This is a genomic window from Actinosynnema sp. NPDC050801 (assembly GCF_040673975.1).
Taxonomy (GTDB): Bacteria; Actinomycetota; Actinomycetes; order Mycobacteriales; family Pseudonocardiaceae; genus Actinosynnema.
In genome coordinates, this window is sequence record NZ_JBFAQZ010000028.1 from 24,738 (window position 1) to 49,224 (window position 24,487).

21 protein-coding genes are annotated in these 24,487 nt (G+C 71.7%); 6 read left to right on the plus strand and 15 right to left on the minus strand.

The annotated features are described in order from the left end of the window. The first annotated feature begins 82 nt into the window (after positions 1-82). Positions 83-2,050 carry a helicase-associated domain-containing protein gene (locus tag AB0K14_RS36130; protein ID WP_360459462.1) on the plus strand — a complete coding sequence of 656 codons (1,968 nt, stop codon included), beginning with the start codon at positions 83-85 and terminating at the stop codon, positions 2,048-2,050. A gap of 134 nt (positions 2,051-2,184) precedes the next feature. On the opposite strand, the gene AB0K14_RS36135 is transcribed toward AB0K14_RS36130, so the two are convergent. The 3 genes from AB0K14_RS36135 to dctA all read right to left on the minus strand — a co-directional run bounded on the left by AB0K14_RS36135 (position 2,185) and on the right by dctA (position 9,952). Then, positions 2,185-3,690, minus strand: coding sequence for a glutamate synthase subunit beta (locus tag AB0K14_RS36135; RefSeq protein WP_360459460.1), 1,506 nt, complete (start codon positions 3,688-3,690; stop codon positions 2,185-2,187). Then, positions 3,683-8,221, minus strand: a complete 4,539-nt coding sequence (gene gltB / locus AB0K14_RS36140; protein WP_360459458.1) for a glutamate synthase large subunit — start codon at positions 8,219-8,221, stop codon at positions 3,683-3,685. The genes AB0K14_RS36135 and gltB overlap by 8 nt, the downstream gene beginning before the upstream one ends. Before the next feature lie 360 nt (positions 8,222-8,581). Beyond that, positions 8,582-9,952 (minus strand): C4-dicarboxylate transporter DctA, encoded by a 1,371-nt coding sequence (dctA, locus tag AB0K14_RS36145; protein WP_360459456.1) that lies wholly within the window; start codon positions 9,950-9,952, stop codon positions 8,582-8,584. A gap of 299 nt (positions 9,953-10,251) precedes the next feature. Here dctA and AB0K14_RS36150 point away from each other — a divergent pair, with 299 nt between their 5' ends. Beyond that, complete coding sequence (locus AB0K14_RS36150; protein ID WP_360459454.1) at positions 10,252-11,184, plus strand: TAXI family TRAP transporter solute-binding subunit; 933 nt, start codon at positions 10,252-10,254, stop codon at positions 11,182-11,184. 559 nt (positions 11,185-11,743) lie between these two features. On the opposite strand, the gene AB0K14_RS36155 is transcribed toward AB0K14_RS36150, so the two are convergent. Then, positions 11,744-13,156 (minus strand): HAMP domain-containing sensor histidine kinase, encoded by a 1,413-nt coding sequence (locus AB0K14_RS36155; RefSeq protein ID WP_360459453.1) that lies wholly within the window; start codon positions 13,154-13,156, stop codon positions 11,744-11,746. A gap of 75 nt (positions 13,157-13,231) precedes the next feature. Here AB0K14_RS36155 and AB0K14_RS36160 point away from each other — a divergent pair, with 75 nt between their 5' ends. Then, positions 13,232-13,798 (plus strand): hypothetical protein, encoded by a 567-nt coding sequence (locus tag AB0K14_RS36160; RefSeq protein ID WP_360459451.1) that lies wholly within the window; start codon positions 13,232-13,234, stop codon positions 13,796-13,798. Here AB0K14_RS36160 and AB0K14_RS36165 read toward each other — a convergent pair whose 3' ends face one another. The 8 genes from AB0K14_RS36165 to AB0K14_RS36200 form a co-directional block, all read right to left on the minus strand. Further along, positions 13,799-14,473, minus strand: coding sequence for a response regulator transcription factor (locus tag AB0K14_RS36165; protein WP_360459449.1), 675 nt, complete (start codon positions 14,471-14,473; stop codon positions 13,799-13,801). A gap of 5 nt (positions 14,474-14,478) precedes the next feature. Continuing rightward, positions 14,479-15,477, minus strand: coding sequence for a prolipoprotein diacylglyceryl transferase (gene lgt, locus AB0K14_RS36170; RefSeq protein WP_360459447.1), 999 nt, complete (start codon positions 15,475-15,477; stop codon positions 14,479-14,481). Positions 15,478-15,512: 35 nt separating this feature from the next. After that, on the minus strand, positions 15,513-16,064 hold the full coding sequence (locus AB0K14_RS36175; protein WP_360459445.1) for a Uma2 family endonuclease: 552 nt from the start codon (positions 16,062-16,064) through the stop codon (positions 15,513-15,515). Positions 16,065-16,143: 79 nt separating this feature from the next. After that, the gene (trpA, locus tag AB0K14_RS36180) at positions 16,144-16,929 is read right to left on the minus strand and encodes a tryptophan synthase subunit alpha (protein WP_360459443.1); all 786 of its coding nucleotides are present in this window, start codon (positions 16,927-16,929) and stop codon (positions 16,144-16,146) included. Further along, positions 16,926-18,149 (minus strand): tryptophan synthase subunit beta, encoded by a 1,224-nt coding sequence (trpB, locus tag AB0K14_RS36185; protein ID WP_360459441.1) that lies wholly within the window; start codon positions 18,147-18,149, stop codon positions 16,926-16,928. Before trpB ends, trpA begins: the two co-directional genes overlap by 4 nt. 50 nt (positions 18,150-18,199) lie before the next feature. Continuing rightward, a complete protein-coding gene (gene trpC / locus AB0K14_RS36190; protein WP_360459439.1) occupies positions 18,200-19,009 on the minus strand; it encodes an indole-3-glycerol phosphate synthase TrpC in 810 nt (269 codons plus the stop codon). A 209-nt stretch (positions 19,010-19,218) separates the two neighbouring features. Continuing rightward, positions 19,219-19,707, minus strand: coding sequence for a Trp biosynthesis-associated membrane protein (locus tag AB0K14_RS36195; protein WP_360459437.1), 489 nt, complete (start codon positions 19,705-19,707; stop codon positions 19,219-19,221). Further along, on the minus strand, positions 19,700-21,241 hold the full coding sequence (locus tag AB0K14_RS36200; protein ID WP_360459435.1) for an anthranilate synthase component I: 1,542 nt from the start codon (positions 21,239-21,241) through the stop codon (positions 19,700-19,702). The genes AB0K14_RS36195 and AB0K14_RS36200 overlap by 8 nt, the downstream gene beginning before the upstream one ends. 96 nt (positions 21,242-21,337) lie before the next feature. Here AB0K14_RS36200 and AB0K14_RS36205 point away from each other — a divergent pair, with 96 nt between their 5' ends. After that, positions 21,338-21,952, plus strand: coding sequence for a TetR family transcriptional regulator (locus tag AB0K14_RS36205; RefSeq protein ID WP_360459433.1), 615 nt, complete (start codon positions 21,338-21,340; stop codon positions 21,950-21,952). A gap of 44 nt (positions 21,953-21,996) precedes the next feature. On the opposite strand, the gene hisI is transcribed toward AB0K14_RS36205, so the two are convergent. From hisI to hisF, 3 genes are read right to left on the minus strand one after another with little or no spacing between them, the layout of a single operon-like run. Then, complete coding sequence (gene hisI, locus AB0K14_RS36210) at positions 21,997-22,350, minus strand: phosphoribosyl-AMP cyclohydrolase (RefSeq protein ID WP_360459432.1); 354 nt, start codon at positions 22,348-22,350, stop codon at positions 21,997-21,999. Next, a complete protein-coding gene (locus tag AB0K14_RS36215; protein WP_360459430.1) occupies positions 22,347-22,724 on the minus strand; it encodes a hypothetical protein in 378 nt (125 codons plus the stop codon). The genes hisI and AB0K14_RS36215 overlap by 4 nt, the downstream gene beginning before the upstream one ends. Next, positions 22,724-23,497: an imidazole glycerol phosphate synthase subunit HisF gene (gene hisF / locus AB0K14_RS36220; RefSeq protein ID WP_360459428.1), complete on the minus strand. Its 774-nt coding sequence runs from the start codon at positions 23,495-23,497 to the stop codon at positions 22,724-22,726. The genes AB0K14_RS36215 and hisF overlap by 1 nt, the downstream gene beginning before the upstream one ends. A 330-nt stretch (positions 23,498-23,827) precedes the next feature. On the opposite strand from hisF, the gene AB0K14_RS36225 reads away from it, so the two are divergent. Then, positions 23,828-24,031, plus strand: coding sequence for a cold-shock protein (locus AB0K14_RS36225; protein ID WP_033437808.1), 204 nt, complete (start codon positions 23,828-23,830; stop codon positions 24,029-24,031). Between the two features lie 82 nt (positions 24,032-24,113). Beyond that, a complete protein-coding gene (locus tag AB0K14_RS36230) occupies positions 24,114-24,479 on the plus strand; it encodes a PPOX class F420-dependent oxidoreductase (RefSeq protein ID WP_360459426.1) in 366 nt (121 codons plus the stop codon). Positions 24,480-24,487: the final 8 nt, after the last annotated feature.

Here is a 24,487-nt window from a genome sequence, read left to right on the forward strand (position 1 = left end):
TACGTTCGTCCATTCGTGGCTCATTCGAGCGCCCTATCGCAACGCATCACCGAGCGGTCACGTTCTGTGCATAATCGGCCGGGTGGGTAGGAAATCGGTGTTGGCCGGATGGCTGCGGGAGCTCGACGCGGGGGAGATCCGGGACATCTTGGCGGTGCGCAAGGACGCCGCCGACCGCCGGCCCCACTCGCTGCGGGCGCTGGCGGAGGAGTTGACCACGACGGCGTCGCTGCGGGCGGCCGTGGACGGGCTCGACCAGGCGTGCCGGGACGTGCTGGACACCGTGGTGCGGCTGGGCGAGGAGGCCTGCGCGGAGGCGTTGGCGCAACGGTTGCGGTGCAACGGGAAGGCGTCGCGGGCGGAGTTGAAGCGGGCGTTGGGGCAGTTGCGGGCGAGGGCGCTGGTGTGGCCGGCCCAGGGCCGGTTGGTCTCCTCGCCGGGTCTGCGGCCGCTGGAGGAGGAGCCGCGCCGCCGCATCACGCCCGCGCCGCGCGCGCCGCGCCGTGCGCCGCAGGACCGCGGTTTCGCCGACCGGGCCGCGATCACGCCCGCGACGTCCACTGTGGATGGTGTGACGCGGCTGGTCGACCTGTGCGACGTCGAGCAGGTGGCGTGCCGCGCGGTGGTCGGGGTGCGGGAGCTGCGGCGGGTGGCGGGCGTGCTGCGGACCGACGAGGTTCGGGTGCGGCTGTGGGTGGGGTTGGCCGTGGAGGCGCGGTTGCTCGCGGTGGACGACGGCCGGTTGGTGCCGACCAGCCGGTCGGACGCCTGGCGCGCCGCCCCGCCCGCGGACCGGTTGGCCGTGCTGGCCGAGGCGTGGCCGCGGATGACGTGGACGCCGGGCGGGCAGCGGCGGGCGCCGGCGGAACCGTCCGCCGCGGACACCGGCGAGCGGGTCCGGCAGGGCCTGCTGGAGCGGTACGCGCTGCTCGGCGAGGACGAGGCGTTCGAGCACCGGCAGGAGGTCGTGGCGGACCTGGTGTGGGCGCGGCCCGCCGTGCACGGCCGGGCGGCCACCGAGGCGGCGTTGGTGGAGGCCGAGTCGGTGGGGTTGGTGGCGTTGGGCTCGGCGACCGCGCTGGGACGTGCGGTGTCGGCGGACCGGGTGACTCCCGATCGGGTGACGGAGGTGGCCGGGCGGTTCGTGCCGCCCGCCGCGGTGACCGCCCACCTGAGACCGGACCTGACCGCCGTGGTGGCCGGGCTGCCGAGCCGTGAGCTGAGCTCGGTGCTGGACCTGGCGGCCGACGGCACGACGGGTGGCTGGCGGTTCAGCGGCGCCAGCGTGCGGCGGGCGCTGGACGCTGGGCACGAGCCGGACGCGCTGCTGGCGCGGTTGGCGTCGGTGGCCGAGCACGGCGTGCCGCCGACGGTGGAGCGCCTGGTGCGGGAGGTGGCGCGGCAGCACGGGCGGATCACCGTGACACCTGTGGCGTGCTGCGTGCGGGCCGAGGACCCGGTGCTGCTGAGCGAGATCGCCGGGCACCGGTCGTTGGCGCAGCTGTCGTTGCAGCCGTTGGGCCCGACGGTGCTGGCCTCGGCGAAGCCCGCCACGGAGACCTTGGCGCTGCTGCGGGCGGCCGGCTACGCGCCGACGACGTCGGCGGTGGACGGCACGTCGGTGGTGGAGCGGGTGCCCCGGCGCCGCGTCGAGCCGCCGGTACCGCGCGGGGCGACCGGCGGGTGGCGGGCGCCGTTGACCGAGCAGGAGCTGGCGAAGCTGGCGGCGGCGCTGGTGGACCGGGAGCGGCCGCGCCCGAAGATCGCGCTGCCGCCCGCGCAGTCGCAGCGGATGGGCGCGGTGCGGCTGCTGCGGGACCAGTCGCTGGTGCTGCCCGACTCGGAGGTCGTGCTGCTGGCCGACGCCCTGGTGAGCCGGACGTCGGTGGAGATCGCCGTGGCGAACGGCCGGCGCAGCACGGTGAAGCACGTGATCACCCCGGTGGACCACGCGGCGGGCAACCTGAAGGCCAACTGCGCGCCGCGCGGCGAACACCGCGAGTTCCTGGTCAGCCACATCCGCTCGGTGCGCGCGGTGACCGGCGTCTGATCCGCGACGCGGCCCCCGTTCCCGGTGTCGCGGCCTCCGGCTCGCCGCGACGATTCCCGGAGGGGAAGTAAAGGGCCGCCTCGACGTCGTTGTCGAGGCGGCCGGGCATCCAACCAACGGCGGTCTGAGGGGTACTACACGACGGCCAGCGGGAGCATGTTGGGGATCACCGGGGACGGCAGGTCCGACGAGCCGGTCAGGAAGCGGTCCACCGCGTTGGCCACCGAACGGCCCTCGGCGATCGCCCACACGACCAGGGACGCGCCGCGGTGCGCGTCACCGCAGACGAACACGCCCGGCGACTGGGTCTGCCAGTCGGAGCCGCAGGAGATCGTGCCGCGCGAGGTGAGCTGGATGCCCAGCCCGTCCAGCAGCGGCATGTGCTCGACGCCCTCGAAGCCGATGGCCAGCAGCACCAGGTCCGCCGGCAGCACCTCGACCTCCTCGGAGGTCGGCACGACCTGGCGACGACCGGAGGCGTCCTTCTCCACCCGCACCTTGCGCAGCCGGATCTGCCGCACGTGGCCGTCGTCGTCGCCGACGAACGACTCCACCGCGACCGCGAACTTCCGCTCCCCCGCCTCCTCGTGCGCGGGGTAGGTGCGCAGGATCCACGGCCACACCGGCCAGGGCGAGCGCGCGTCGTCCCGAGTGGACGGTGGCATGGGGTACTGGTCGAGCTGGAGCACCGACGCCGCGCCCTGCCGGGACGCCGTGCCGTAGCAGTCCGCGCCGGTGTCGCCACCGCCGATGATCACGACGTGCTTGCCCGCCGCGTCGATCGCGGGCGGTCCGTCGCCCTCGCACGCCCGGTTTGCGGGCACCAGGTGCTCCATCGCCAGGTGCACGCCCCGCAGCGAACGGCCGGGCGTCGTGGTGTCGTCACGGCCGCGCAGCGCGCCCACCGCGAGCACCACCGCGTCGAACTCCGAGCGCAGCTCCTCGACGGTGAGGTCCACCCCGACCTCGCAGCCGGTGACGAACTTCGTGCCCTCCTTGCGCAGCTGCGCGAGCCGCCGGTCGAGGACCTTCTTCTCCATCTTGAACTCGGGGATGCCGTAGCGGAGCAGCCCGCCGAGCCGGTCGTCCCGCTCGAACACGGTGACCTCGTGGCCCGCGCGGGTGAGCTGCTGGGCCGCGGCGAGCCCGGCCGGGCCGGAACCGACGACCGCGACCTTCTTGCCCGACGACACGTGCGACTGGGTGGGCGGCACGAGCCCCTGCTCCCACGACACGTCGGCGATGGCCTGCTCGACCCGCTTGATCGCGACCGCGCCGCCCGCGTCGTGGCTGATCGCCAGCACGCACGCCGCCTCGCACGGCGCGGGGCACAGCCTGCCGGTGAACTCGGGGAAGTTGTTCGTCGCGTGCAACCGGTCCGACGCGGACTCCCAGTCGCCCCGGCGCACCAGGTCGTTCCACTCGGGGATCAGGTTGCCCAGCGGGCACCCGGCCGACCCGGAGTGGCAGAACGGGATGCCGCAGTCCATGCACCGCGTCGCCTGCGTGCGCACCTCGGCGTCCCGCCGCTCCGCCGGGACGTCCTGGTACACCTCGTTCCAGTCGTCCAGCCGTTCGGCGGCGGGCCGCTTCTTCGCGTCGGCGCGGGAGTGCTTGAGGAAACCGTACGGGTCAGCCACGGGAGGCCTCCATGATCGCCTGGTCGACGTCCCTGCCTTCCGCGCGGGCGAGCCTCATCGCTTCGAGCACGCGCTGGTAGTCACCGGGCATGACCTTGGTGAACGACGCGGAACGCCGGGTCCAGTCGCCGAGCAGCGACGCGGCCACCGCCGAACCGGTGAGCTGGTGGTGGCGTTCCACCACGTCGCGCAGCCAGCGCAGGTCCTCCGCACCGGGCCGCTGGAGCTCGACCATGGCGGTGTTGACCGCCGCCGGGTCGAGTTCCAGCACGTACGCGATGCCGCCGGACATGCCCGCGGCGAGGTTGCGGCCGGTCGGCCCGAGCACCACGGCCCGGCCACCGGTCATGTACTCGAACGCGTGGTCGCCCACGCCCTCGGCGACGGCCAGCGCGCCCGAGTTGCGCACGCAGAACCGCTCGCCGACCCGTCCGCGCAGGAAGATCTCGCCGGACGTCGCGCCGTAGCCGATCACGTTGCCGGCGATGACCTGCCGCTCGGCCGCGAACGGCGCGTCGGGGTGCGGGCGGACGACGATCCGGCCGCCGGACAGGCCCTTGCCGACGTAGTCGTTGGCGTCGCCGATCATCTCCAGCGTGATGCCGCGCGGGATGAACGCGCCCAGCGACTGGCCGGCCGAGCCGGTGAACGTCACGTGGATCGTGTCGTCGGGCAGGCCGTCGCCGCCGAACCGGCGCGTCACCTCGGCGCCGAGCAGCGTGCCGACGGTGCGGTTGACGTTGCGCAGCGGCAGTTCCAGCCGCACCGGGCGGGCGTCGTTGAGCGCGGCGTCGGCGAGCTGGAGCAGCGTGCGGTCCAACGCCTGGGCCAGGCCGTGGTCCTGCTCGCGCACCTTGCGCTTGGCCGTGCGGTACGGCGTCTCGGGCACCTCGAACACCGGCGCCAGGTCCAGCCCGGCCGCCTTCCAGTGGTCGATCGCCTCGTCGGTCTTCAGCAGCTCGGCGTGGCCGACGGCCTCGTCGATCGTGCGGAAACCCAGTGACGCCAACAGCTCGCGGACCTCCTGGGCGACGAACTCGAAGAACGCCACCACGTGGTCGGCCTGACCGGTGTACCGCTTGCGCAGCTCCGGGTTCTGCGTGGCCACGCCGACCGGGCACGTGTCCAGGTGGCAGACCCGCATCATCACGCAGCCCGCGACGATCAGCGGCGCGGTGGCGAAGCCGAACTCCTCCGCGCCCAGCAGCGCGGCCACCACCACGTCGCGGCCGGTGCGCAGCGCGCCGTCGACCTGCACCGTGATCCGGTCGCGCAAACCGTTGAGCAGCAACGTCTGCTGCGTCTCGGCGAGGCCGATCTCCCACGGCGTGCCCGCGTGCTTGAGCGAGTTCAGCGGCGACGCGCCGGTGCCGCCGTCGTGGCCGGAGATCAGCACCACGTCCGCGTGCGCCTTCGCCACGCCCGCCGCGACCGTGCCGACGCCGACCTCGCTGACCAGCTTCACGTGCACGCGGGCCTGCTCGTTGGCGTTCTTCAGGTCGTGGATCAGCTGGGCCAGGTCCTCGATCGAGTAGATGTCGTGGTGCGGCGGCGGGGAGATCAGGCCCACGCCCGGCGTCGAGTGCCGGGTCCGCGCGATCCACGGGTACACCTTGTAACCGGGGAGCTGGCCGCCCTCGCCGGGCTTCGCACCCTGCGCCATCTTGATCTGGATGTCGCTGGCGTTGACCAGGTACTCGCTGGTGACGCCGAACCGGCCGGACGCGACCTGCTTGACCGCGCTGCGCCGCTCCGGGTCGTACAGGCGCTCGGGGTCCTCGCCGCCCTCGCCGCTGTTGGACCGGCCGCCGAGCCGGTTCATCGCGATGGCCAGCGTCTCGTGCGCCTCCGCCGAGATCGACCCGTACGACATGGCGCCGGTGTTGAACCGCTTGACGATCGAGGAGACCGGCTCGACCTCGTCGATCGGGATCGGCGTGCGGCCCTCGGCGGCGAACGAGAACAGGCCGCGCAGCGTGCCGCCCTGCCGGGACAGCCGCTCCACCTCGTCGGTGTAGCGCCGGTAGACGTCCTGCTTGCCGGTCTTGGTGGCGTGCTGGAGCAGGAACACCGTCTCCGGCGTGAACAGGTGCAGCTCGCCCTCGCGGCGGTAGGCGTACTCGCCGCCCACCTCCAGCCGGCGGTGCACCCGGTCGGTCGGGTTGTCCGGGTGGGCGCGGCGGTGCCGCAGCGCCACCTCCTCCGCCAGCACGTCCAGGCCCGCGCCGCCGAGCTTGGACACCGTGCCGGTGAAGTACTCGTCCAGCAGGTCCGTGGACAGGCCGACGGCCTCGAACACCTGCGCCGCGGTGTACGCGCCGACGGTCGAGATGCCCATCTTCGACATGATCTTCAACGTGCCCTTGACCAGCGCCGTCACGTAGTTCCGCACGGCCTTGCGCGGCTCGATGCCGGTCACCGCGCCGGTGCTGATCATGTCTTCGATCGTCTCGAACGCCAGGTACGGGTTCACCGCGGCGGCGCCGTAGCTCAGCAGCGCGGCGATGTGGTGCACCTCGCGGGCGTCACCGGTCTCCACGACCAGCGCCACGCGCAACCGCTCCTTGGTGCGCACCAGGTGGTGGTGCACCGCGGACACGAGCAGCAGCGACGGGATCGGCGCCATCCGGTGGTCGGAGTCGCGGTCGGACAGCACGAGCGTGCGGGCGCCGTTCGCGATCGCCTCGGACGCCTCGCGGCGCACCCGCTCGATCGCCGCCGCCAGCGCCGCCCCGCCACCGTCCACTTCGTACAGACCGGACAGGACCGTGCACGCGAAGCCCGGCAGGTCGCCGTCGTCGTTGATGTGGATGAGCTTGGCCAGCTCGTCGTTGTCGATCACCGGGTAGGTCAGCTTGATGTGCCGGCAGCTGACCGGGCCGGGTTCCAGCAGGTTCTGCTCCGGGCCCATCACCCGCGACACGCTGGTGACGATCTCCTCGCGGATCGCGTCCAGCGGCGGGTTCGTGACCTGGGCGAAGTTCTGCACGAAGTAGTCGTAGAGCAGCCGGGAGCGCTGCGAGAGCGCCGCCACCGGGGTGTCGGTGCCCATCGAGCCGAGCGGCTCCGCACCCACCACCGACATCGGGGCGAGCAGGATCCGCAGCTCCTCCTCGGTGTAGCCGAACGTGAGCTGGCGCCGCACCACGGACTCGTGGCTCTGCACCACGTGCTCCCGGTCGGCCAGGTCGGCCAGCTCCAGCAGGCCCGCGTGCAACCACTCGTCGTAGGGCAGCTCGTCGGCCAGCTTCGCCTTGACCTCGTCGTCCTCGACCAGGCGACCCTCGACCGTGTCGACCAGGAACATCTTGCCCGGCTGGAGGCGGCCCTTGGCCACCACCTGGTCCGGCGGGACGTCCAGCACACCGGTCTCCGAGGCCAGCACCACGCGGCCGTCGGCGGTCTGCCACCAGCGGGCCGGGCGCAGGCCGTTGCGGTCGAGCACCGCGCCGACCACCGCGCCGTCGGTGAAGGTGACGCACGCCGGGCCGTCCCACGGCTCCATCAGGCTCGCGTGGAACTCGTAGAACGCGCGGCGCTTCGGGTCCATCGAGATGTGGTTCTCCCACGCCTCCGGGATCATCATCAGCACCGCGTGCGGCAGGCTCCGGCCGCCCAGGTGCAGCAGCTCCAGCACCTCGTCGAAGCTCGCCGAGTCCGAGCCCTCTGGGTGGCAGATCGGGAACAGCCGGGTCAGGTCGCCCGGGATCAGGTCGGAGGCCAGCAGCGCCTCACGGGCCCGCATCCGGTTCCGGTTGCCCCGCACCGTGTTGATCTCACCGTTGTGGGCGACGTACCGGAACGGGTGCGCCAGCGGCCACGACGGGAACGTGTTGGTAGAGAAGCGGGAGTGGACCAGGGCGATCGCGCTGGCCAACCGCTCGTCGCGCAAGTCGGGGAAGAACGAGGGCAGCTGGCCCGTGGTCAGCATGCCCTTGTAGACGATCGTCCGGCAGGACAGCGACGGGAAGTACGTGCCGACGCCCGCCGCCGCGCTCTCGTGCTCCACCCGCTTGCGCAGGGCGAAGGTGAGGCGGTCCAGCTCGACGTCCCGCCGACCGGTCTCGCTCTTGACGAGCAGCATCGCGAAGTGCGGCATCACCGAACGGGCGGTCGGACCCACACCCGCGTGGTCGGCCGCGGTCGGCACGTCGCGCCAGCCCAGGACCTCCAGGCCCTCCTCGGCGGCGACCCGCTCGGCCAGCTCGACGGCCTTCGCGCGGTCCTCCGCGTCGGCGGGCAGGAACGCGATGCCGGCCGCGTACGCGCCAGCCTCCGGCAGCTCGAAGTCCAGCACCTCGCGCAGGAACGCGTCCGGCAGTTGCAGCAGGATCCCGGCGCCGTCGCCGCTGGTCGGTTCGGCGCCCGCGGCGCCCCGGTGCTCAAGGTTGGCCAGCGCGGTGAGCGCGTCGACGACGATGTCGTGCGAGCGCCGGCCCTTGATGTCGGCGACCATCGCCACACCGCAAGCGTCACGTTCCGCGGCGGGGTCGTAGAGCCCCTGCGGGGACGGGATGGCGGAGAAGATCACTGCGCAGACCTCCTTCGTCGTCCTTGGTGTAAGAACGAGTCCTCGTGTCCAGGTCCTGGAATCCGGGTGCTGGGCACGGGACGACGATGGCCCGCGTGTTGACGCGACTTTAACAGTCGCGAAACCGAACCACACCATCCTTCGGGTGATCTAGGTCGGCGACTCGTAACGATTCGGCGCGGCTGAACGATACCCCGGCCGGCTTGTTACGCGTTGTTAAGCATAACCGAGCCGGCGCCGCCGCGCGCGTCGGTGAGAGCTTGCCAACAAGGCCCGCCACCCCCGTTACCGCTGGTGAGCCCCCGTGCCGCCGTTCGGTGGGCGGCGGCACGGGGGCCGCGTGGTCAGGCTCGGCAGGAGTCAGCGGGCGCCGGCCCCGACGGGTTCACGCTCCGTGAGGTCGTCGTCACCGTGCTGACGCTCCATCAGGGCGTCCACGTCCACCTGAGACGGGTTGTCCATCACCTCGCGCAACCGATCGCGGTCCAACTGGCCCTGCCAGCGGGCCACCACCAGGGTGCCCACGCCGTTGCCGATGACGTTGGTGATCGCCCGCGCCTCGGACATGAACCGGTCGATGCCCACGATCAGCGCGATGCCGACCGCCGGGATCGCGCTGTTGCCCTCGAACGCGCTCAGCGACGCCGCCAACGTCACCAGCCCCGCACCCGTCACGCCCGCCGCGCCCTTGCTGGCCAGCAGCATGAACAGCAGCAGCCCGATCTGGGTGCCCAGCCCCACCTCCGTGCCCGTCGCCTGGGCGATGAAGATCGCGCCCATGGTCAGGTAGATGCACGTGCCGTCCAGGTTGAACGAGTAGCCGGTCGGGATGGTCAGGCCCACCACCGACTTGTCCGCGCCCGCCGCCTCCAGCTTCACCAGCATCCGCGGCAGCACCGTCTCCGACGACGACGTGCCGAGCACGATCAGCAGCTCGTCCTTGATGTACCGGACGAACTTGAAGATCGAGAACCCCGCGTACAGCGAGACACCGCCGAGCACGACCAGGATGAACAGCAGGCACGTCGCGTAGAACGAGCCCATCAGCCACGCCAGCTTGCCCAGGATCGAGCCGCCGAACTTGCCGATCGTGTAGGCGATGCCGCCGAACGCGCCGATCGGCGCCGCGTACATGACGATCTTGATGACGCCGAACATGACCTTGGCCACGGTGTCCAGCGCGGACACCACCTTCTCGCCGCGCTTGCCCATGCCCGCCACGGCCACCGCGACCAGGATCGCGATCACGAGCACCTGGATGAGCTGGCCGTCGGTGAACGCGCCCAGGAACGACTTCGGCACCAGGCCGAGGATGAAGCCGGTGATGCCGGTCTCGGCCGTCTTGGCGTCGGCGAGCGTCTTGTCCGCCGCGTCGTCGTTGATCGGGATGGACGCGCCGTGGTGGCCCGGCTGCACCAGGTTGACCACGATGAGGCCGATCGCGAGTGCCGCCGTGGTCATCGCGGTGAAGTACAGGATGGTCCGCAACGCCAGACCGCCGGCCTTGGCCAGGTTGCCCAGGCCCGCGATGCCGACCACGACGGTGCAGAAGATCGTCGGCGCGATGACGACCTTCACCAGGGCGATGAAGAAGTCGGCCATCCACTTCATGCCCGAAGCCTGTGTGGGGAAGGCGTACCCGACGACAACGCCGAGCACGATCGACACCAACACCCAGAAGTAGAGGTGCTTGTAGATCGGTTTGCGCTCACGTGCTTGCGCGCTGACCACGTCTCCTCCAAGGGGGACCGCGTTGGGAGTTGGTTGGTGATCCTGAGCACAGCCCGGCGGCACGACAAGGAGCACGGCCGAAACTTCAGATCCCTCTGACGTAACACTGCGTTCACCCGCCCTTACCCGCGCACCGCCCCGGCTGGGACTGGGTTCACCGGGCACCGGGCCCACTTGGGCGCTGGGTCCGCCGGCCCACGGCGTTCCTCCGGCCACGGGGTTCATCCGTTTACGGGTTCATCCGTTTACGGGTTCATCTGGGCTGGGTTCACCGGGCTGGACGGAGCTAGGCTGCCGACGTGCAGGTGTCCCGGCGCTCGGTGCTGCTGGCCGCCCTGGCGGCGGGCGTTCCCGCCTGCACGCCCGCGCCCGCCGTGGACCTGCCGGAACTGGTCCTCGCGACCGGCCCGGACGGTGCCGTGTTCCGGGAGATCGGCGGCGCGCTGGCGGGGGCGCTGGCCGATCAGCTGCCCGCGACCCGGGTGGTCGAGCGGCACACGGCGGCGTCGGTGGAGAACGTGCGCCTGCTGCGCGAGGGCCAAGTCCACCTGGGACTGTCCTCTTTGGATCCACTGGTGGACGGGGCGTTGCTCAGCGCGGACGACCCGGGCGGCATCAGCGCCGTCGGCCGGTTGTACGACAGCTTCATGCAGATCGCCGTGCCCGCCGACTCGCCGCTGCGGACGTTGTCGGACCTGGCCGGGCGGACGGTCTCGTTCGGGCCGTCGGAGTCCGGGACCGAGTTCACCGCGACGCGCCTGCTGTCGTTGCTGAAGATCCGCGTGGACGCGCGACGGATGACGCACGCCGACGCGGCGAAGGAACTCGTCGCCGGATCACTGGACGCTTTCCTGGCGCTGACCGGCATCCCGACCCCGGCGATAGCCGACACCCTCCACGACTTCCCGCTGAGGCTGCTCGACCTTCCCGCCGAGGCCGAGGACCTGGCGGAGGCCTACCCGGGGCCCTACGTACCCGCCACCATCCCGGCCACCACCTACGGCGACCTGGGCCCGTGCCACACCTTCGCCGTGCCCAACCTGCTGCTGGCGAGGTCCGCACTGGCCGCCGACGTCGTCGAGGTCGTGACGAGGACCGTGTTCACCCAATCGTCCAGAATCGCCGCCGGCCACCCCGAGGCCAGCCGGATCAACGTGCGAACGGGCATCGCCACGGGTCAGGTGCCACTGCACAAGGGCGCCGAACGCTGGTTCCGCGCCACCAAACGCTGACCCCTCGCCGACCCCATACCCCATGCTCCCCACCGCGCCCCAGGTTGCACCAACCACGCCAACGCCACACAGAGGTGCGAACCAACCGTCGATGGGCAACTATCCCCACCATTTTTTCGTTGCCGGAAAAGAAGGAGGCGGCCAAGGCGACCAACAGTGCAAGGAGGCAGACGACCACCCCCACCACCTCACCTCACCCACTCACTGGACCACCCCAACCCGCCCAACCACCGACCCAGCCCAACCGGCCGCGACCAACCGCACCGAACCGATCCCCCAGCCCGACCGGACAAGCAGGCCAACGGGCAGGCCGGTCACGTGTGGCGGGGTCAGGCGTGCCGGGCAGGCCGCGTGGACAAGCCGGGCAGGCCCTGGCGGGCCGGGCCGGCCACACCAGAGCGCGGCCTGGGCAGGCACCCGAGCCACGCGCCGAGTGGCCGGGGCGTCGGATGGTCGGGGCGTCGGATGGTCGGGGCGTCGGATGGTCGAGCGCCGGCAGATCAGGCGGTGGTAGTCGAGCGCCGGCAGGTCGAGGGGCGGGTGGTCAGACGCCACCTGGTCAGGCAGTGGGTGGCCAGGCAACAGCAGGCGAGGGACCAGGTGAGGCAGCAGGTGGTCGGGCGTTGAGGCGGATCACGGCGTCCAGGCCGTGTGGTTCGACGGGCCGGAGGGCCAGTTCGCCGCCGGCCGACGCGATCAGCTCGGCGCAGATGGCCAGGCCCAGGCCCGTGCCGGCGATGTTCTGGTGACGTGGCGCGCGCCAGAACCGGCTCATGGCGGCGGCTCGTTCGTCGTTCGACAGGCCGGTGCCGTCGTCGGTCACGTGCAGTTCCACCCACTCCCCCGTGGCGTTGCCCCACACCTCCACGTGCGTGCCCCCGGACAGCCTGATCGCGTTGCCGACCAGCTCGTCCAGCACGCTGCCGAGGCCGCCGGGGGGCTCCAGGACGCGCAGGCCCGGTGGGACGGCGACGTCCAGGCGGATGTCGCCCGCCAACGCCCGCCAGCCGGGGACGTGGGTGGCCAGCAGGTTGTCCACGTCGACCGGCTCGGCGGCGGAGGCGCTGTCCAGGCGGGTGGCGGCCAGGAGGGTGTCCAGGACGCGGCCCATTTCCTCGGCCTCGTCGACGGCGATGCGTTGCGCCTCGCGGCCTGCCTCGTCGGTGACGTGGGGTGCCAGGTTGTCGACCGCCAGGCGCAGGCTGGCCAGCGGGTTGCGGAGTTGGTGGGAGGCGTCCGACACGAACGCCCGCTGTCGGCGCAGCGCACGGCCGACGACGTCGACCATCGCGTTGAAGCTCGCGGCCAGCCGGCGCAGTTCCGGGGGGCCGCCCAGCTCGTCCGCACGGGCGTCCAGCTGGCCACCCGCGACGGCGGCGGTGGCCTCGTCCAGCTTGCGCACCGGGCGCAGGACCCAGCGCGACATCGGCCACGCGACGGCGACGACGCCGAGCATGGGCACGAGGCCGATCAGGGCCAGCACGCCCCACTGGCGCAGGATCGCGGACCTCAGGCCGTCGGTCGGGGAGATCGTGACCACGGCCGCGACGACCTCGCTGTCGCGTCCGACCGGCTCGACCACGACCAGGTTCACCCGCTCCCACGGCCACACCGACTGGTCGGTCTCGCCCCGGTACCCGCCGAACGCCGCCCGCAGACCGACCTCGACGTGCCGGTCGTCCAGCGGGAACGGTCGGCGTGACGATTCGAGCACCGCACCGTCGGTGCCGACCAGCGCGGCCGAGATGCCGTACAGCTGGTCGTAGCGGACCAGTTCCTCCCGCAACGCGGTCAGGCGCCCGGACGCCAGGGCGTTCTCGGCCAGTGACGCGAACCGACTCGCGTCACCCAATCGGTCGAGGTAGGTCTCCTGGCTCTCGCGCTGCACGACCGCGAACGCGAGCGGCACGCCCAGGGCGGCGACCAGCGCCACCAGCAGCGGCACGATGAGGACCAGCAGGCGGCGCAGCACGCGGAGGCAACCTCCTGTGGGTGACGTGCGTCATGTCGTCTGCGGGCTGTCCGGCCCGCGAGAGGGGGAATGAGCATGCTACGCAAGGTTGCGCTCTTACTCGCGGCGGTGACCGCGATGGCGGTGGTGGCGCCGGTGGCCGCGTCGGCTTCGACGGCCAAGGCTGCTTCGCCGGCCGGGGCGGCTTCGGCGGCTGCCTGCACGCCGGTCACCTGGGGGTCGGGGCCGAAGTACGCGTCCCAGACCACGACCGGGTTGTTGACGAACATCCGCGGCGGTCGGCAGGAGTGCTACGACCGGCTGGTGTTCGACTTCGCCGGGGTGAACGACGGTTACTCGGTGCAGTACGTGACCGAGGTGACGCACGAGGGTTCGGGCAAGCCGGTGCCGTTGCGGGGCGTCGGCAAGTTGCAGATCACGGTGAACTCGCCGGCCTACGACCAGGACGGCAACCCGACCTACACCTACCCGAACGGGTCGGAGTTGGTGGACGTCACGGGGTACCAGACGTTCCGGCAGGTCGCGTGGGCCGGGTCGTTCGAGGGTCAGACGACGGTGGGGCTGGGCGTGCGGGCACTGCTGCCGTTCCGGGTGTTCACGTTGTCCAACCGGGTCGTGGTGGACGTCGCCCACGTGTGGTGATCACGGTTCGGGGGTGTGGGCCGCCACCCGGTAGCCCACACCCCTGATCGTCTCGATGCGCAGGGCGTGGCCGAGCTTGCCGCGCAGGGCGGCGATGTGGGTGTCGAGGGTGCGTGAGGGCGCTTCCCAGTGCGCCTGCCACACCTGGTCCACGATGAGGTCGCGGCTGACGACGGTGCCGGCGCGGCCGACGAGCAGGGCGAGCAGGTCGAATTCCTTGCGGGTGAGCGGCACCGGTTCGCCGTCGACGCGGGCTTCGCGGCCGGCGGGGTCGAGGGTGAGGGGGCCGAGGGTGACCTCGCGCTCGCGTTCGGCGGCGCGGGCGGCGCGGGTGCGGCGGAGCACCGCCTCGATGCGGGCGAGGAGTTCGGCGGTGCCGAACGGTTTCACGACGTAGTCGTCGGCGCCGAGGCGCAGGCCGAGGACTCGTTCGCGTTCTTCGCCGCGGGCGGTGACGGTGATGATCGCGGTGCCGGTGCGGTGGCGGAGTTCGCGCAGCACGTCGAGGCCGTCGCCGTCGGGCAGGCCGAGGTCGAGCAGCACGACGTCCGCCGGTGGTGCGGTGAGGGCCGCGGCGGCGGTGGCCACGCGGTGCACCTCGTAGCCGGCGTGCCGGAGTGCGGTGAGGAGTCCACGCGCCACCCGGTCGTCATCTTCGACGACGAGGATGCGCATGGCGGCTACTTGTCCGGCTTGTCGCCGGTGTCCGCGGGCTGGTCGGGCGCCGTCTTGGTGTCGGGGACGGTCGTCTGCTCGGCGTCGGGGTCCGGTCCGGGCTCGTCGGAGGCGTGCTCGGGATCGGGTGTCCCGGTGGTGGTCTCCTCGCGCACGATGACCTCGCGGTCGCCCTTCTTGGCGGCGAGGACGAAGTACACGACCGCGCCGATGAACACGACGACCGAGGTGATGACGTTGATCCGCAGCCCGAACACCTCGCGGGCGTAGTCGGTGCGCATCATCTCGATCCAGAACCGGCCGGAGGTGTAGCCCGCGACGTAGAGCGCGAACACGCGGCCGTGGCCCAGGCGGAACTTGCGGTCGGCCCACACGATGAGCAGCGCGACGCCGAGGCTCCACAGCATTTCGTAGAGGAACGTGGGGTGCACGATCTCGATCGGCGTGTGGTCCCGCACGACGCCGCCGAGGTCGTCCTCGAAGCCGGTGACCGGGTCCTCGCGCTCGTAGATCTCCAGGCCCCACGGCAGCGTGGTGGGACCGCCGTAGAGCTCCTGGTTGAAGTAGTTGCCGAGGCGGCCGATGGCCTGTGCGACGACGATGCCGGGTGCGAGCGCGTCCGCCATCGCGGGTAGCGGGATGCCCTTGCGCCGGCACGCGATCCACGCGCCGACGCCACCGAGTGCGATGGCGCCCCAGATGCCGAGGCCGCCGTTCCAGATGGCCAGGGCTTCGAGCGGGTTGCGCCCCTCGCCGAAGTACTTGTCGTAGTCCGTCGCGACGTGGTAGAGCCGTCCGCCGACCAGGCCGAACGGGACCGCGAAGACGGCGATGTCGGTGACGTCGCCCTTCAGGCCGCCGCGGGCGACCCAGCGGCGTTCACCCCACCAGATGGCCAGGATGATGCCGAGGATGATGCACAGCGCGTAGGCGCGGATCGGGATCGGTCCCAGGTGCCACACGCCCTGGTCGGGGCTGGGGATCGTCGCGAGGTAAGTCGTCACCACGGCCACCACCGTAGTGGGTGCGGCCGTTCGTCCTACGGCGACAGCTCGATTGTTACCGGGAAGGGTCGCGTCAGCGTCAGCACGCCGCCCTCGCTGCGCGCGGACTCGACGTACTCCCCGGCTTCCCACTCGAACATCGTGGCGGTCACCTCACCGTCCTTCGGGTCCACGACCAGGTAGAACGGCACGCCTGCCTCCGCGTACAGCTTCCGCTTCAGCACGAGGTCGTTGACGCTGCAGCTCGGTGAGAGCACTTCTCCCGCCACCACCAGGTCCGCCGCCGGGAGCAGCGAGCCGTCTGCGCCCGCGACGTTGACGGTGAAGTCGGGGATGAGCATCCGGACGGGCGACAGCAGGACGTTCGCCCCGGGCAGGGCCTCCCACCCGACCGGTGACGCGCGGCTCAGCGCCATCGTGATGGAGCCGAGCACCAACTGGTGCGGGTACGTCCCCGATGGGCTCACCAGGAGCGACCCGTCGACGAGTTCGACTCGTTGGAAGGTGTCCTCGGGGAGCGCCATGACGTCGGTCAACGTCCAGGGACCGTGGTGGTCGAGGATCGGGTGCTCGTAGTCGGTGGTCATGGGGGCAGCATGCCGACGACCACCGACAGAACGACGCCACGAAAGCCGACGAACGGCTTAGTTCACTCGAACGTGCGTGCTACACGGCTGCCGCTGCTTGGCGCACCCCACTGGCCAACTCCTCGGTCAACGCCGCCACGGTGTCGTCCTCCACGGCGGACACGAAGGCGGAGCCCACGATCACACCGTCCGCGAACGCCGCCAGTTCCGCCGCCTGCGCCCCGTTCCGCACGCCGAGCCCGACACCGATGGGCATGTCGGTGTGCTCACGCACGCGCTTGACCAGCGCCGGAGCCGCCGACGACACCACGTCACGCGCACCTGTCACGCCCATCACGGACGTGGCGTACAGGAATCCGCGTGACGACCGGGCCGTCAGGGAGATCCGCTCCTCCGTGGACGACGGCGCGACCAGGAAGATCCGGTCCAGGTCGTGGGCGTCCGTGGCCGCGATCCACTCGGCGCCCTCGTCGGGCACGAGGTCGGGCGTGATGACACCCAGCCCGCCGGCCGCCGCCAGGTCGCGCGCGAACCGGTCGACCCCGTACGCGAGCACCGGGTTCCAGTACGTCATCACGACCGCGCGCCCACCGGCCGCCGCAACTGATTCGACCACGCCGAACAGGTCCCGCACCCGGAACCCGCCGCGCAACGCCCGCTCGGCCGCGCGCTGGATGGTGGGGCCGTCCATGACGGGGTCGGAGAACGGCAGGCCGACCTCCACCAGGTCGCACCCGGACGACACCATCGTCCGCAGCACGTCCTTGGAGCCCTCGACGGTGGGGTAGCCGGCGGGCAGGTACCCGATCAGGGCCGCCCGCGACTCCGCCCGACAAGCCGAGAAAACCGGTTCAAGCCTGCTCACGACTCCACCCCCAGCCCGAACCACTTGATCGCGGTGTCCATGTCCTTGTCGCCGCGCCCGGACAGGTTCACCAGGATCAACCCGTCCGGCCCGAGCTCGCGCCCGAGCACCAGCGCGCCGGCCAGGGCGTGCGCCGACTCGACCGCCGGGATGATGCCCTCCTCGCGGGACAGCAGCGCGAACGCCTCCATCGCCTGGGCGTCGGTCACCGGCCGGTACTCGGCCCGTCCGCTGTCCTTGAGGAACGCGTGCTCGGGTCCGACGCCGGGGTAGTCGAGGCCCGCGGAGATGGAGTGGGCCTCGGCGATCTGCCCGTCGGAGTCCTGCAGCACGTAGGACATCGCGCCGTGCAGGGACCCGGGGGTGCCCGCGGTCAGCGTCGCGCCGTGCCGGTCGGTGTCGATGCCGTCGCCGCCGGGCTCCAGGCCGACGAGCCGCACGGACGGGTCGTCGATGAAGCCGTGGAAGATGCCGATGGCGTTGGAGCCGCCGCCCACGCACGCGGCGACGACGTCGGGCAGCCGGCCGGCCTTCTCCAGGATCTGCTCGCGCGCCTCGATGCCGATGATCCGGTGGAAGTCGCGCACGAGCACCGGGAACGGGTGCGGTCCGGCAGCGGTGCCGAGCAGGTAGTGGGTGTCGTCCACGTTGGCGACCCAGTCGCGCAGGGCCTCGTTGATGGCGTCCTTCAACGTGCGCGAGCCGTTCTTCACCGGGATGACCTTCGCGCCGAGCAGCCGCATCCGGGCCACGTTCAGCGCCTGCCGCTCGGTGTCGACCTCGCCCATGTAGACGACGCAGTCCAGGCCCATCAGGGCGCAGGCGGTGGCGGTGGCCACGCCGTGCTGGCCCGCGCCGGTCTCGGCGATGACCCGCTTCTTGCCCATCCGCTTGGTGAGCAGCGCCTGACCCAGCACGTTGTTGATCTTGTGTGAGCCGGTGTGGTTGAGGTCCTCGCGCTTGAGGAACACCCGCGCGCCGCCCGCGTGGGCGGCGAACTTCGGCGCCTCGGTGAGCAGCGACGGGCGGCCGGCGAAGTCGCGCAGCAGCCGGGCGAACTCGTCGAGGAACTCGGGGTCGACCCGCGCCTTCTCGTAGAACGCGGCGAGCTCGTCCACGGCGGCGATGAGCGCTTCCGGCATGAACCGGCCGCCCCACGGCCCGAAGTGGCCCCGCTCGTCCGGGTCGTGGGGTGTCGGAGCCAACTGGCCGCGCGCCATGCGCTCTCCTTCGCGTGCGTAACCGACCGGCGGGGTCTGGCCGGCTGTGCTTATCGGCTGGGCCGGGGACACGCGGGGTGCGACCCCGCCGTCACCAGCTTGTTCACCGCGACCTTGGGGTCGCCGCTGGTCACCAGGCTCTCGCCGACCAGCACCGCGTCGGCGCCCGCGCCCGCGTAGGCCATCAGGTCGCCCGGCCCGGTCACCCCGGACTCGGCGATCTTGATGGTGTCGAAGGGCAGTCCGGGCGCGATCCGGCCGAACACGTCCTTGTCGACGTCCAGCGTGTGCAGGTTGCGGGCGTTCACGCCGATGACGCTCGCACCGGCCTCCAGCGCGCGGTCGGCCTCCTCGGCCGTGTGCACCTCGACCAGGGCGGTCATGCCGAGCGACTCGACCCGGTCGAGCAGGGACACCAGCGCGTTCTGCTCCAGCGCCGCCACGATCAGCAGCACCAGGTCGGCGCCGTGCAGGCGTGCCTCGTGCACCTGGTAGGGGCTGACGATGAAGTCCTTGCGCAGCAGGGGGACGCCCACCGCCGCGCGCACCGCGTCGAAGTCCGCCAGCGACCCGCCGAACCGGCGCTGCTCGGTCAGCACGCTGATCGCCCGCGCGCCGCCCAGCTCGTACTGCGCGGCGAGTTCCGCGGGCTCCGGGATGTCGGCCAGCTGCCCCTTGGACGGGCTGCGCCGCTTGACCTCGGCGATGACGCCGACACCCGGCGCGCGCAGGATCGACATCACGTCCTGCGCCGGCGGCACCTTCGCCGCCTTCTCCCTGAGCACGTCGAAGGGCAGTGCCGCCTCGCGCTCGGCGAGGTCTTCGCGGACGCCTTCGATGATCGACTCCAGCACGGTCATCCGAGCACCTCGCTCGACTCCGTCAGACCTTCCGGTTCAGTCGCAAGCTCCCGCACGTCATGCTCCCCTTCCCGCCACGAGGATGCTAACCCCGCCGCGAACCGCGTCCGGCCACCGGGTAGTCCCGTTCTCGCAGATGACCAGGGCACTTGCGAGCCGACGTGCGCAAACGTGCGCCGTCGGTGCGTCAGCCGGCCGTCAGCGCGAGGTCAGTCCCGCTGCGTGGGATCGTCGCCGCGTTCCAGCGCGTTCCACAGCTCGCGCTCGGGATCGGCGGTCCGCTTGGCCGCGCCGGGCGTCTGGTAGCCGCCTCCCAGGCGTGGCATGGCCGAACCGCGCACGACGAGCAGCACGCCCGCGCACACCACCAGCGCCGCGGCCGCGAGCACGAGGCCGCGGCCGGTCGTGGGCCCTTCGGCGTCCACTCCTTGGAACGCCACCGCCACGCCCGCGAGGATCACCACCACGCCGAGCACGCGCCGCACCCAGCCGCTCAACGCCACCGCGGCGGCGATCGCGGCCAGGCACAGCAACGCCAACGGGGTCAGCGCGGGCACGACGTCGGCGCCGCTTCGGTCCGCCGAAGGGTCCCAGGTCAGGCCGCCCGCGCCCCACAGCGCCGCCGCGGCGAGCAGCAGCAGCGCCACCACGATCCACAGTGGACGCCTGCCCGGCCGGGCGACGGGGGTCTCAGACACGGGCCGGGTCCACCGCCGGGGCCATGGTCTGCGCGGTCGCGATCGCCGAGAGCACCGCGCCCGCCTTGTTCAGGCACTCGTTGTCCTCGGCGACCGGGTCCGAGTCGGCCACGATGCCGCCGCCCGCCTGCACGTACGCCACGCCGTCGCGCACCAGGGCGGTCCGGATGGCGATCGCGGTGTCGGCGTCCCCCGCGAAGTCCAGGTAGCCGACGACGCCGCCGTACAGGCCGCGCCGGGTCGGCTCCAGCTCCTCGATCAGCTCCATCGCGCGCGGCTTGGGCGCGCCGGACAGGGTGCCCGCCGGGAAGCACGCCGCGACCGCGTCGAACGCCGTGCGACCCTCGGCGAGCTCGCCGCTGACCGTGGACACGATGTGCATGACGTGGCTGTACCGCTCGACCTTGAAGAAGTCGACCACGGTCACCGAACCCGGCTTGCACACCCGGCCCAGGTCGTTGCGGCCCAGGTCGACCAGCATCAGGTGCTCGGCGCGTTCCTTGTGGTCGGCCAGCAGGTCCTTCTCCAGCAGGGCGTCTTCCTCGTCGTCGACGCCCCTCCACCGGGTGCCCGCGATCGGGTGAGTGGTGGCCTTACCATCGCGCACGGTCACCAACGACTCCGGGCTGCACCCGACGATGTCGAAGTCGTCCAACCGCAGCAGGTACATGTAAGGGCTGGGGTTGGACGTGCGCAGCACGCGGTAGATGTCGAGCGGGTCGGCGGTGGTGCGCATCTCGAACCGCTGCGACAGCACGACCTGGAACGCCTCGCCGGCGCGGATGGCCTCCTTGGCCTTCTCCACCACGGCGTAGTGCTCCTGCTGCGTGCGGCGGCGGACGAACTCCGGCTTGGGCCGCGCGAACACCGCGACCGTGGGCGGCGCGGGACTCTGCAGGTCTTGCGTCATCACGTCGAGCCGGGCCACCGCGTCGTCGTACGCGGCGTCCACGCGTTCGGGCGAGTCGTCCCAGTTGATGGCGTTGGCGATGAGGGTGACGGTGCCCTCGTGGTGGTCCAGCGCGGCCAGGTCGGTGGCCAGCAGCATCACCAGCTCCGGCACCTTCAGGTCGTCCTCCGCCAGCGACGGCAGCCGTTCCAGCCGCCGCACGGCGTCGTAGCCGATGTAGCCGACCATCCCGCCGGTCAACGGCGGCAGGCCGGGCAGCGGGTCGGTGCGCAGCACCTCGATGGTCTCGCGCAGCGCCACCAGCGGGTCTCCGCCCTCGGGCAGGCCCACCGGGTGCGGCCCGAGCCAGAACGCCTCGCCGCCGGTCGCGGTCAGCGCGCCGGCGCTGCGCGCGCCCACGAACGACCAGCGCGACCAGGAGCGGCCGTTCTCGGCCGACTCGAACAGGAACGTGCCCGGCCGGTCCGCCGCGAGCTTGCGGTACAGCCCGACGGGCGTCTCCGCGTCCGCCAGCAGCCGCCGCACCACCGGGATGACCCGCCGCTGGGCGGCGAGCTCGCGGAACTCCTCGCGCGTCGGACTGACCTCGCCCAGACCCGCACCTGCACCGATGACGCTCACCATGGGCGACATTGTGCCGGTTGCGCCTATACGGGGGTTCGGCCGGGCTCTATTTCAACGTGCGTTGAAAAACGGCGGGGCGTCCCGCATGATGATGGCGTGAACCCGAGCGGGAACCAAACCGAGCCCAAGCGCCGCGGTCGGCGGTCCGGCGGCGAGGACACCAAGGCCGCGCTGCTGGCCGCCGCACGGGAGGTGTTCGTCGAGCGCGGCTACGAGGGCGCCACGGTCCGGTCCATCGCCGCGCGGGCCGGGGTGGACGCGGCCATGGTCAACCACTGGTTCGGCGGCAAGGAGGGCCTGTTCGCCAAGGCCGTGCTGCAGGTGCCGCTCGACCCGAACGAGCTGATCGGACGGCTGCTGGACGGTCCGGACGAGGAGATCGGCGAACGGATCGTGCGCAACTTCCTCGGCGTGTGGGACCCGACCGGCGGCGGCCAGTTCGCCGCGTTGATGCGCAGCGTCACGGCGCACGAGCAGGTCGCCGAGGTGCTCCGCGAGTTCTTCGTGCACACGCTGCTGAAGCGGCTGGTGACGCACCTCGACGTGGCGGACGGCGAGCTGCGCGCGACGCTGCTGGCCAGCCAGATCTTCGGCATGGGCATGGTGCGCTACGTGGTCCGGTTCGAGCCGTTCGCCTCGGCGGACGTGGAGACGATGGTCAAGGCCATCGCGCCGAACCTGCAGCGCTACCTGACCGGCGACATCGGCTGAGCACCCGGCCGGCGGGTCGACAGGTGGGTCAGTCGGCCGGCGGGTCAGTCGGCCGGGCCGAGCAGCACCGTGGCGTCGAAGCAGGTCGCGTCACCGGTGTGGCAGGCCGCGCCGACCTGGTCGACGACCAGCAGCACCGTGTCGCCGTCGCAGTCCAGCCGCACCTCGTGCACGTACTGCGTGTGCCCTGACGTCTCGCCCTTCACCCACAGCTGCTGCCGGCTGCGCGAGTAGTACGTGGCCCGGCGGGTGGTGAGCGTGCGGTGCAGGGCCTCGTCGTCCATCCACGCCACCATCAGCACCTCCCCGGTGCCACGCCGCTGCGCCACGGCGCACACCAGGCCGTCGGCGGTGCGCTTGAGCCGGGACGCGAGGGACGGGTCGAGCGCGCTGGTCAACGCTGTCCTCCGAGGAAGTGGAGCCGGGCGGGACGGGTGTTGAGCATCACCACGGCGTAGACGTGGACCGCGGAGAGCACGCCGGACAGCACGCGGACCCACACCGGCCCCTCGTTGAGCACGGCCAGCAGGTGGATCAACGCCACCACGCTGAACACCAGCGCGGCGGTCAGCCGGGCCGGGCGCAGGCCGGCCACCAGGCCGCCCACCACCAGCAGCTCCAGCACCGCGACGATCACCGGGAACCTGATCCACCCCGGGTCGCCGTCGACCTGCCACTGGACCAACCCCATGAGCACGAACGCCAGGGCGCCGGCCGCGCCGATCACGGTCGCGACGAACGCCTCGACGGGCGCGTTGCGCGGGCCGAACATCAGCGCACCTCCACGCCGGCGTCACGCAGGCCCCGCTTCACGTCGCCGATGCGCAACGTGCCGAAGTGGAACACGCTGGCCGCGAGCACGGCGTCCGCGCCCTCGGCCACCGCGGGCGGGAAGTGCTCGACCACGCCCGCGCCGCCGCTGGCGATCAACGGCACGTCGACCACCTCGCGGGTCAGCCGGATCAGCTCCAGGTCGAACCCGGCCTTGGTGCCGTCGGCGTCCATGGAGTTCAGCAGGATCTCGCCGACGCCGAGCTCCTGGCCCCGCGCGGCCCACTCGACCGCGTCGATGCCGGTGCCCTTGCGCCCGCCGTGCGTGGTGACCTCGAACCCCGACGGGGTGGGCCGCTCGCCCTCCGGCACGCGCCGCGCGTCCACCGACAGCACGATGCACTGGGCGCCGAACCGGCGGGACAGCTCGCCGAGCAGCTCGGGCCGGGTGATCGCGGCTGTGTTGACGCTCACCTTGTCCGCGCCCGCGCGCAGCAGCTTGTCCACGTCGTCGGCGCTGCGGACGCCGCCGCCCACGGTCAGCGGGATGAACACCTGCTCCGCGGTGCGCCTGACCACGTCGAACGTGGTCTCGCGGTCGCTGGAGGACGCCGTCACGTCCAGGAAGGTCAGCTCGTCGGCGCCTTCGGCGTCGTAGGCCCGCGCCAGCTCGACCGGGTCGCCCGCGTCGACGAGGTTGGTGAAGTTCACGCCCTTCACCACCCGGCCCCGGTCGACGTCCAGGCAGGGGATCACGCGCACCGCAACCGACATGGGCAAAAGCCTACGGGTGCGCCCTGACCGGCCGACTTCCGGTGCCCGAGCGTTCAACTCGGGGGTCCTGGACGTAGGACACGCGCGTTCTGGACGTGGGACACGCGGGGTGTGAACGGGGGACCCACGGGACGTGAACTCAAGACTCACACGACTGGGTGGGCGACGTGGCGGCAAAAGTGTGGTTCACTTGTGGAGGTCGCAAGTTTTGTGTTCGTGTCATCCACGCTCGCGAAACATTGTTTGAGCGTGTGATTCCTCAGGGTCAGCGTTTGGACCGGCCCCAGCGGGTGCGTTCGCCCCGTTGGTAGCTGTATGAGGAGTACAAAGATGGCGCAGGGCACCGTGAAGTGGTTCAACTCGGAGAAGGGCTTCGGCTTCATCTCCCCCGAGGATGGCGGCGCGGACGTGTTCGTCCACTACTCGGAGATCCAGAGCGGCGGCTACCGCAGCCTGGAAGAGAACCAGCGGGTGAGCTTCGATGTCGGCCAGGGTGCCAAGGGCCCCCAGGCGACGAACGTGACGGTCATCTGACCTGAGCGTGACCGGAAGAGCCCCGTTCCCCTCGTGGGAGCGGGGCTCTTCCGCATCCCCGCAACGGCTAACGTTGCCGGTCATGGACCTCGCAGCCGGCAAGTACCTGTTGCTGACCACCTTTCGCAAGGACGGCACCGCCGTGCCGACACCGGTCTGGGTGGCCGGCATGAACGGCACGCTCTACGTCTGGTCGGCCGCCGACGCGGGCAAGGTCAAGCGCATCCGCCGCAGCGGCGACGTCCAGATCGGACCGTGCGACTTCAAGGGCAAGCCCACCGGCGCGCAGATCCCGGCCACCGCACGGCTGCTCGACCGGGCGGGCAGCGACCGCGCGCGGTCCCTCATCGCCAGGAAGTACGGCGTTGTGGGCAGGCTCTCACTGCTGGGCAGCCGGATCCGCCGGGGCCGCGAGGGCACCATCGGCATCGCGATCGACCCGGCCTAGCCACCGTC

Coding starts and splice junctions, on each gene's coding strand:
- AB0K14_RS36160 (WP_360459451.1), top strand. CDS start 13,232: ATGCTACGCAAGGTTGCGCTCTTACTCGCGGCGGTGACCGCGATGGCG.
- AB0K14_RS36165 (WP_360459449.1), bottom strand. CDS start 14,473: ATGCGCATCCTCGTCGTCGAAGATGACGACCGGGTGGCGCGTGGACTC.
- AB0K14_RS36175 (WP_360459445.1), bottom strand. CDS start 16,064: ATGACCACCGACTACGAGCACCCGATCCTCGACCACCACGGTCCCTGG.
- trpB (WP_360459441.1), bottom strand. CDS start 18,149: ATGGCGCGCGGCCAGTTGGCTCCGACACCCCACGACCCGGACGAGCGG.
- trpC (WP_360459439.1), bottom strand. CDS start 19,009: ATGACCGTGCTGGAGTCGATCATCGAAGGCGTCCGCGAAGACCTCGCC.
- AB0K14_RS36200 (WP_360459435.1), bottom strand. CDS start 21,241: ATGGTGAGCGTCATCGGTGCAGGTGCGGGTCTGGGCGAGGTCAGTCCG.
- AB0K14_RS36215 (WP_360459430.1), bottom strand. CDS start 22,724: ATGTTCGGCCCGCGCAACGCGCCCGTCGAGGCGTTCGTCGCGACCGTG.
- hisF (WP_360459428.1), bottom strand. CDS start 23,497: ATGTCGGTTGCGGTGCGCGTGATCCCCTGCCTGGACGTCGACCGGGGC.
- AB0K14_RS36225 (WP_033437808.1), top strand. CDS start 23,828: ATGGCGCAGGGCACCGTGAAGTGGTTCAACTCGGAGAAGGGCTTCGGC.
- AB0K14_RS36230 (WP_360459426.1), top strand. CDS start 24,114: ATGGACCTCGCAGCCGGCAAGTACCTGTTGCTGACCACCTTTCGCAAG.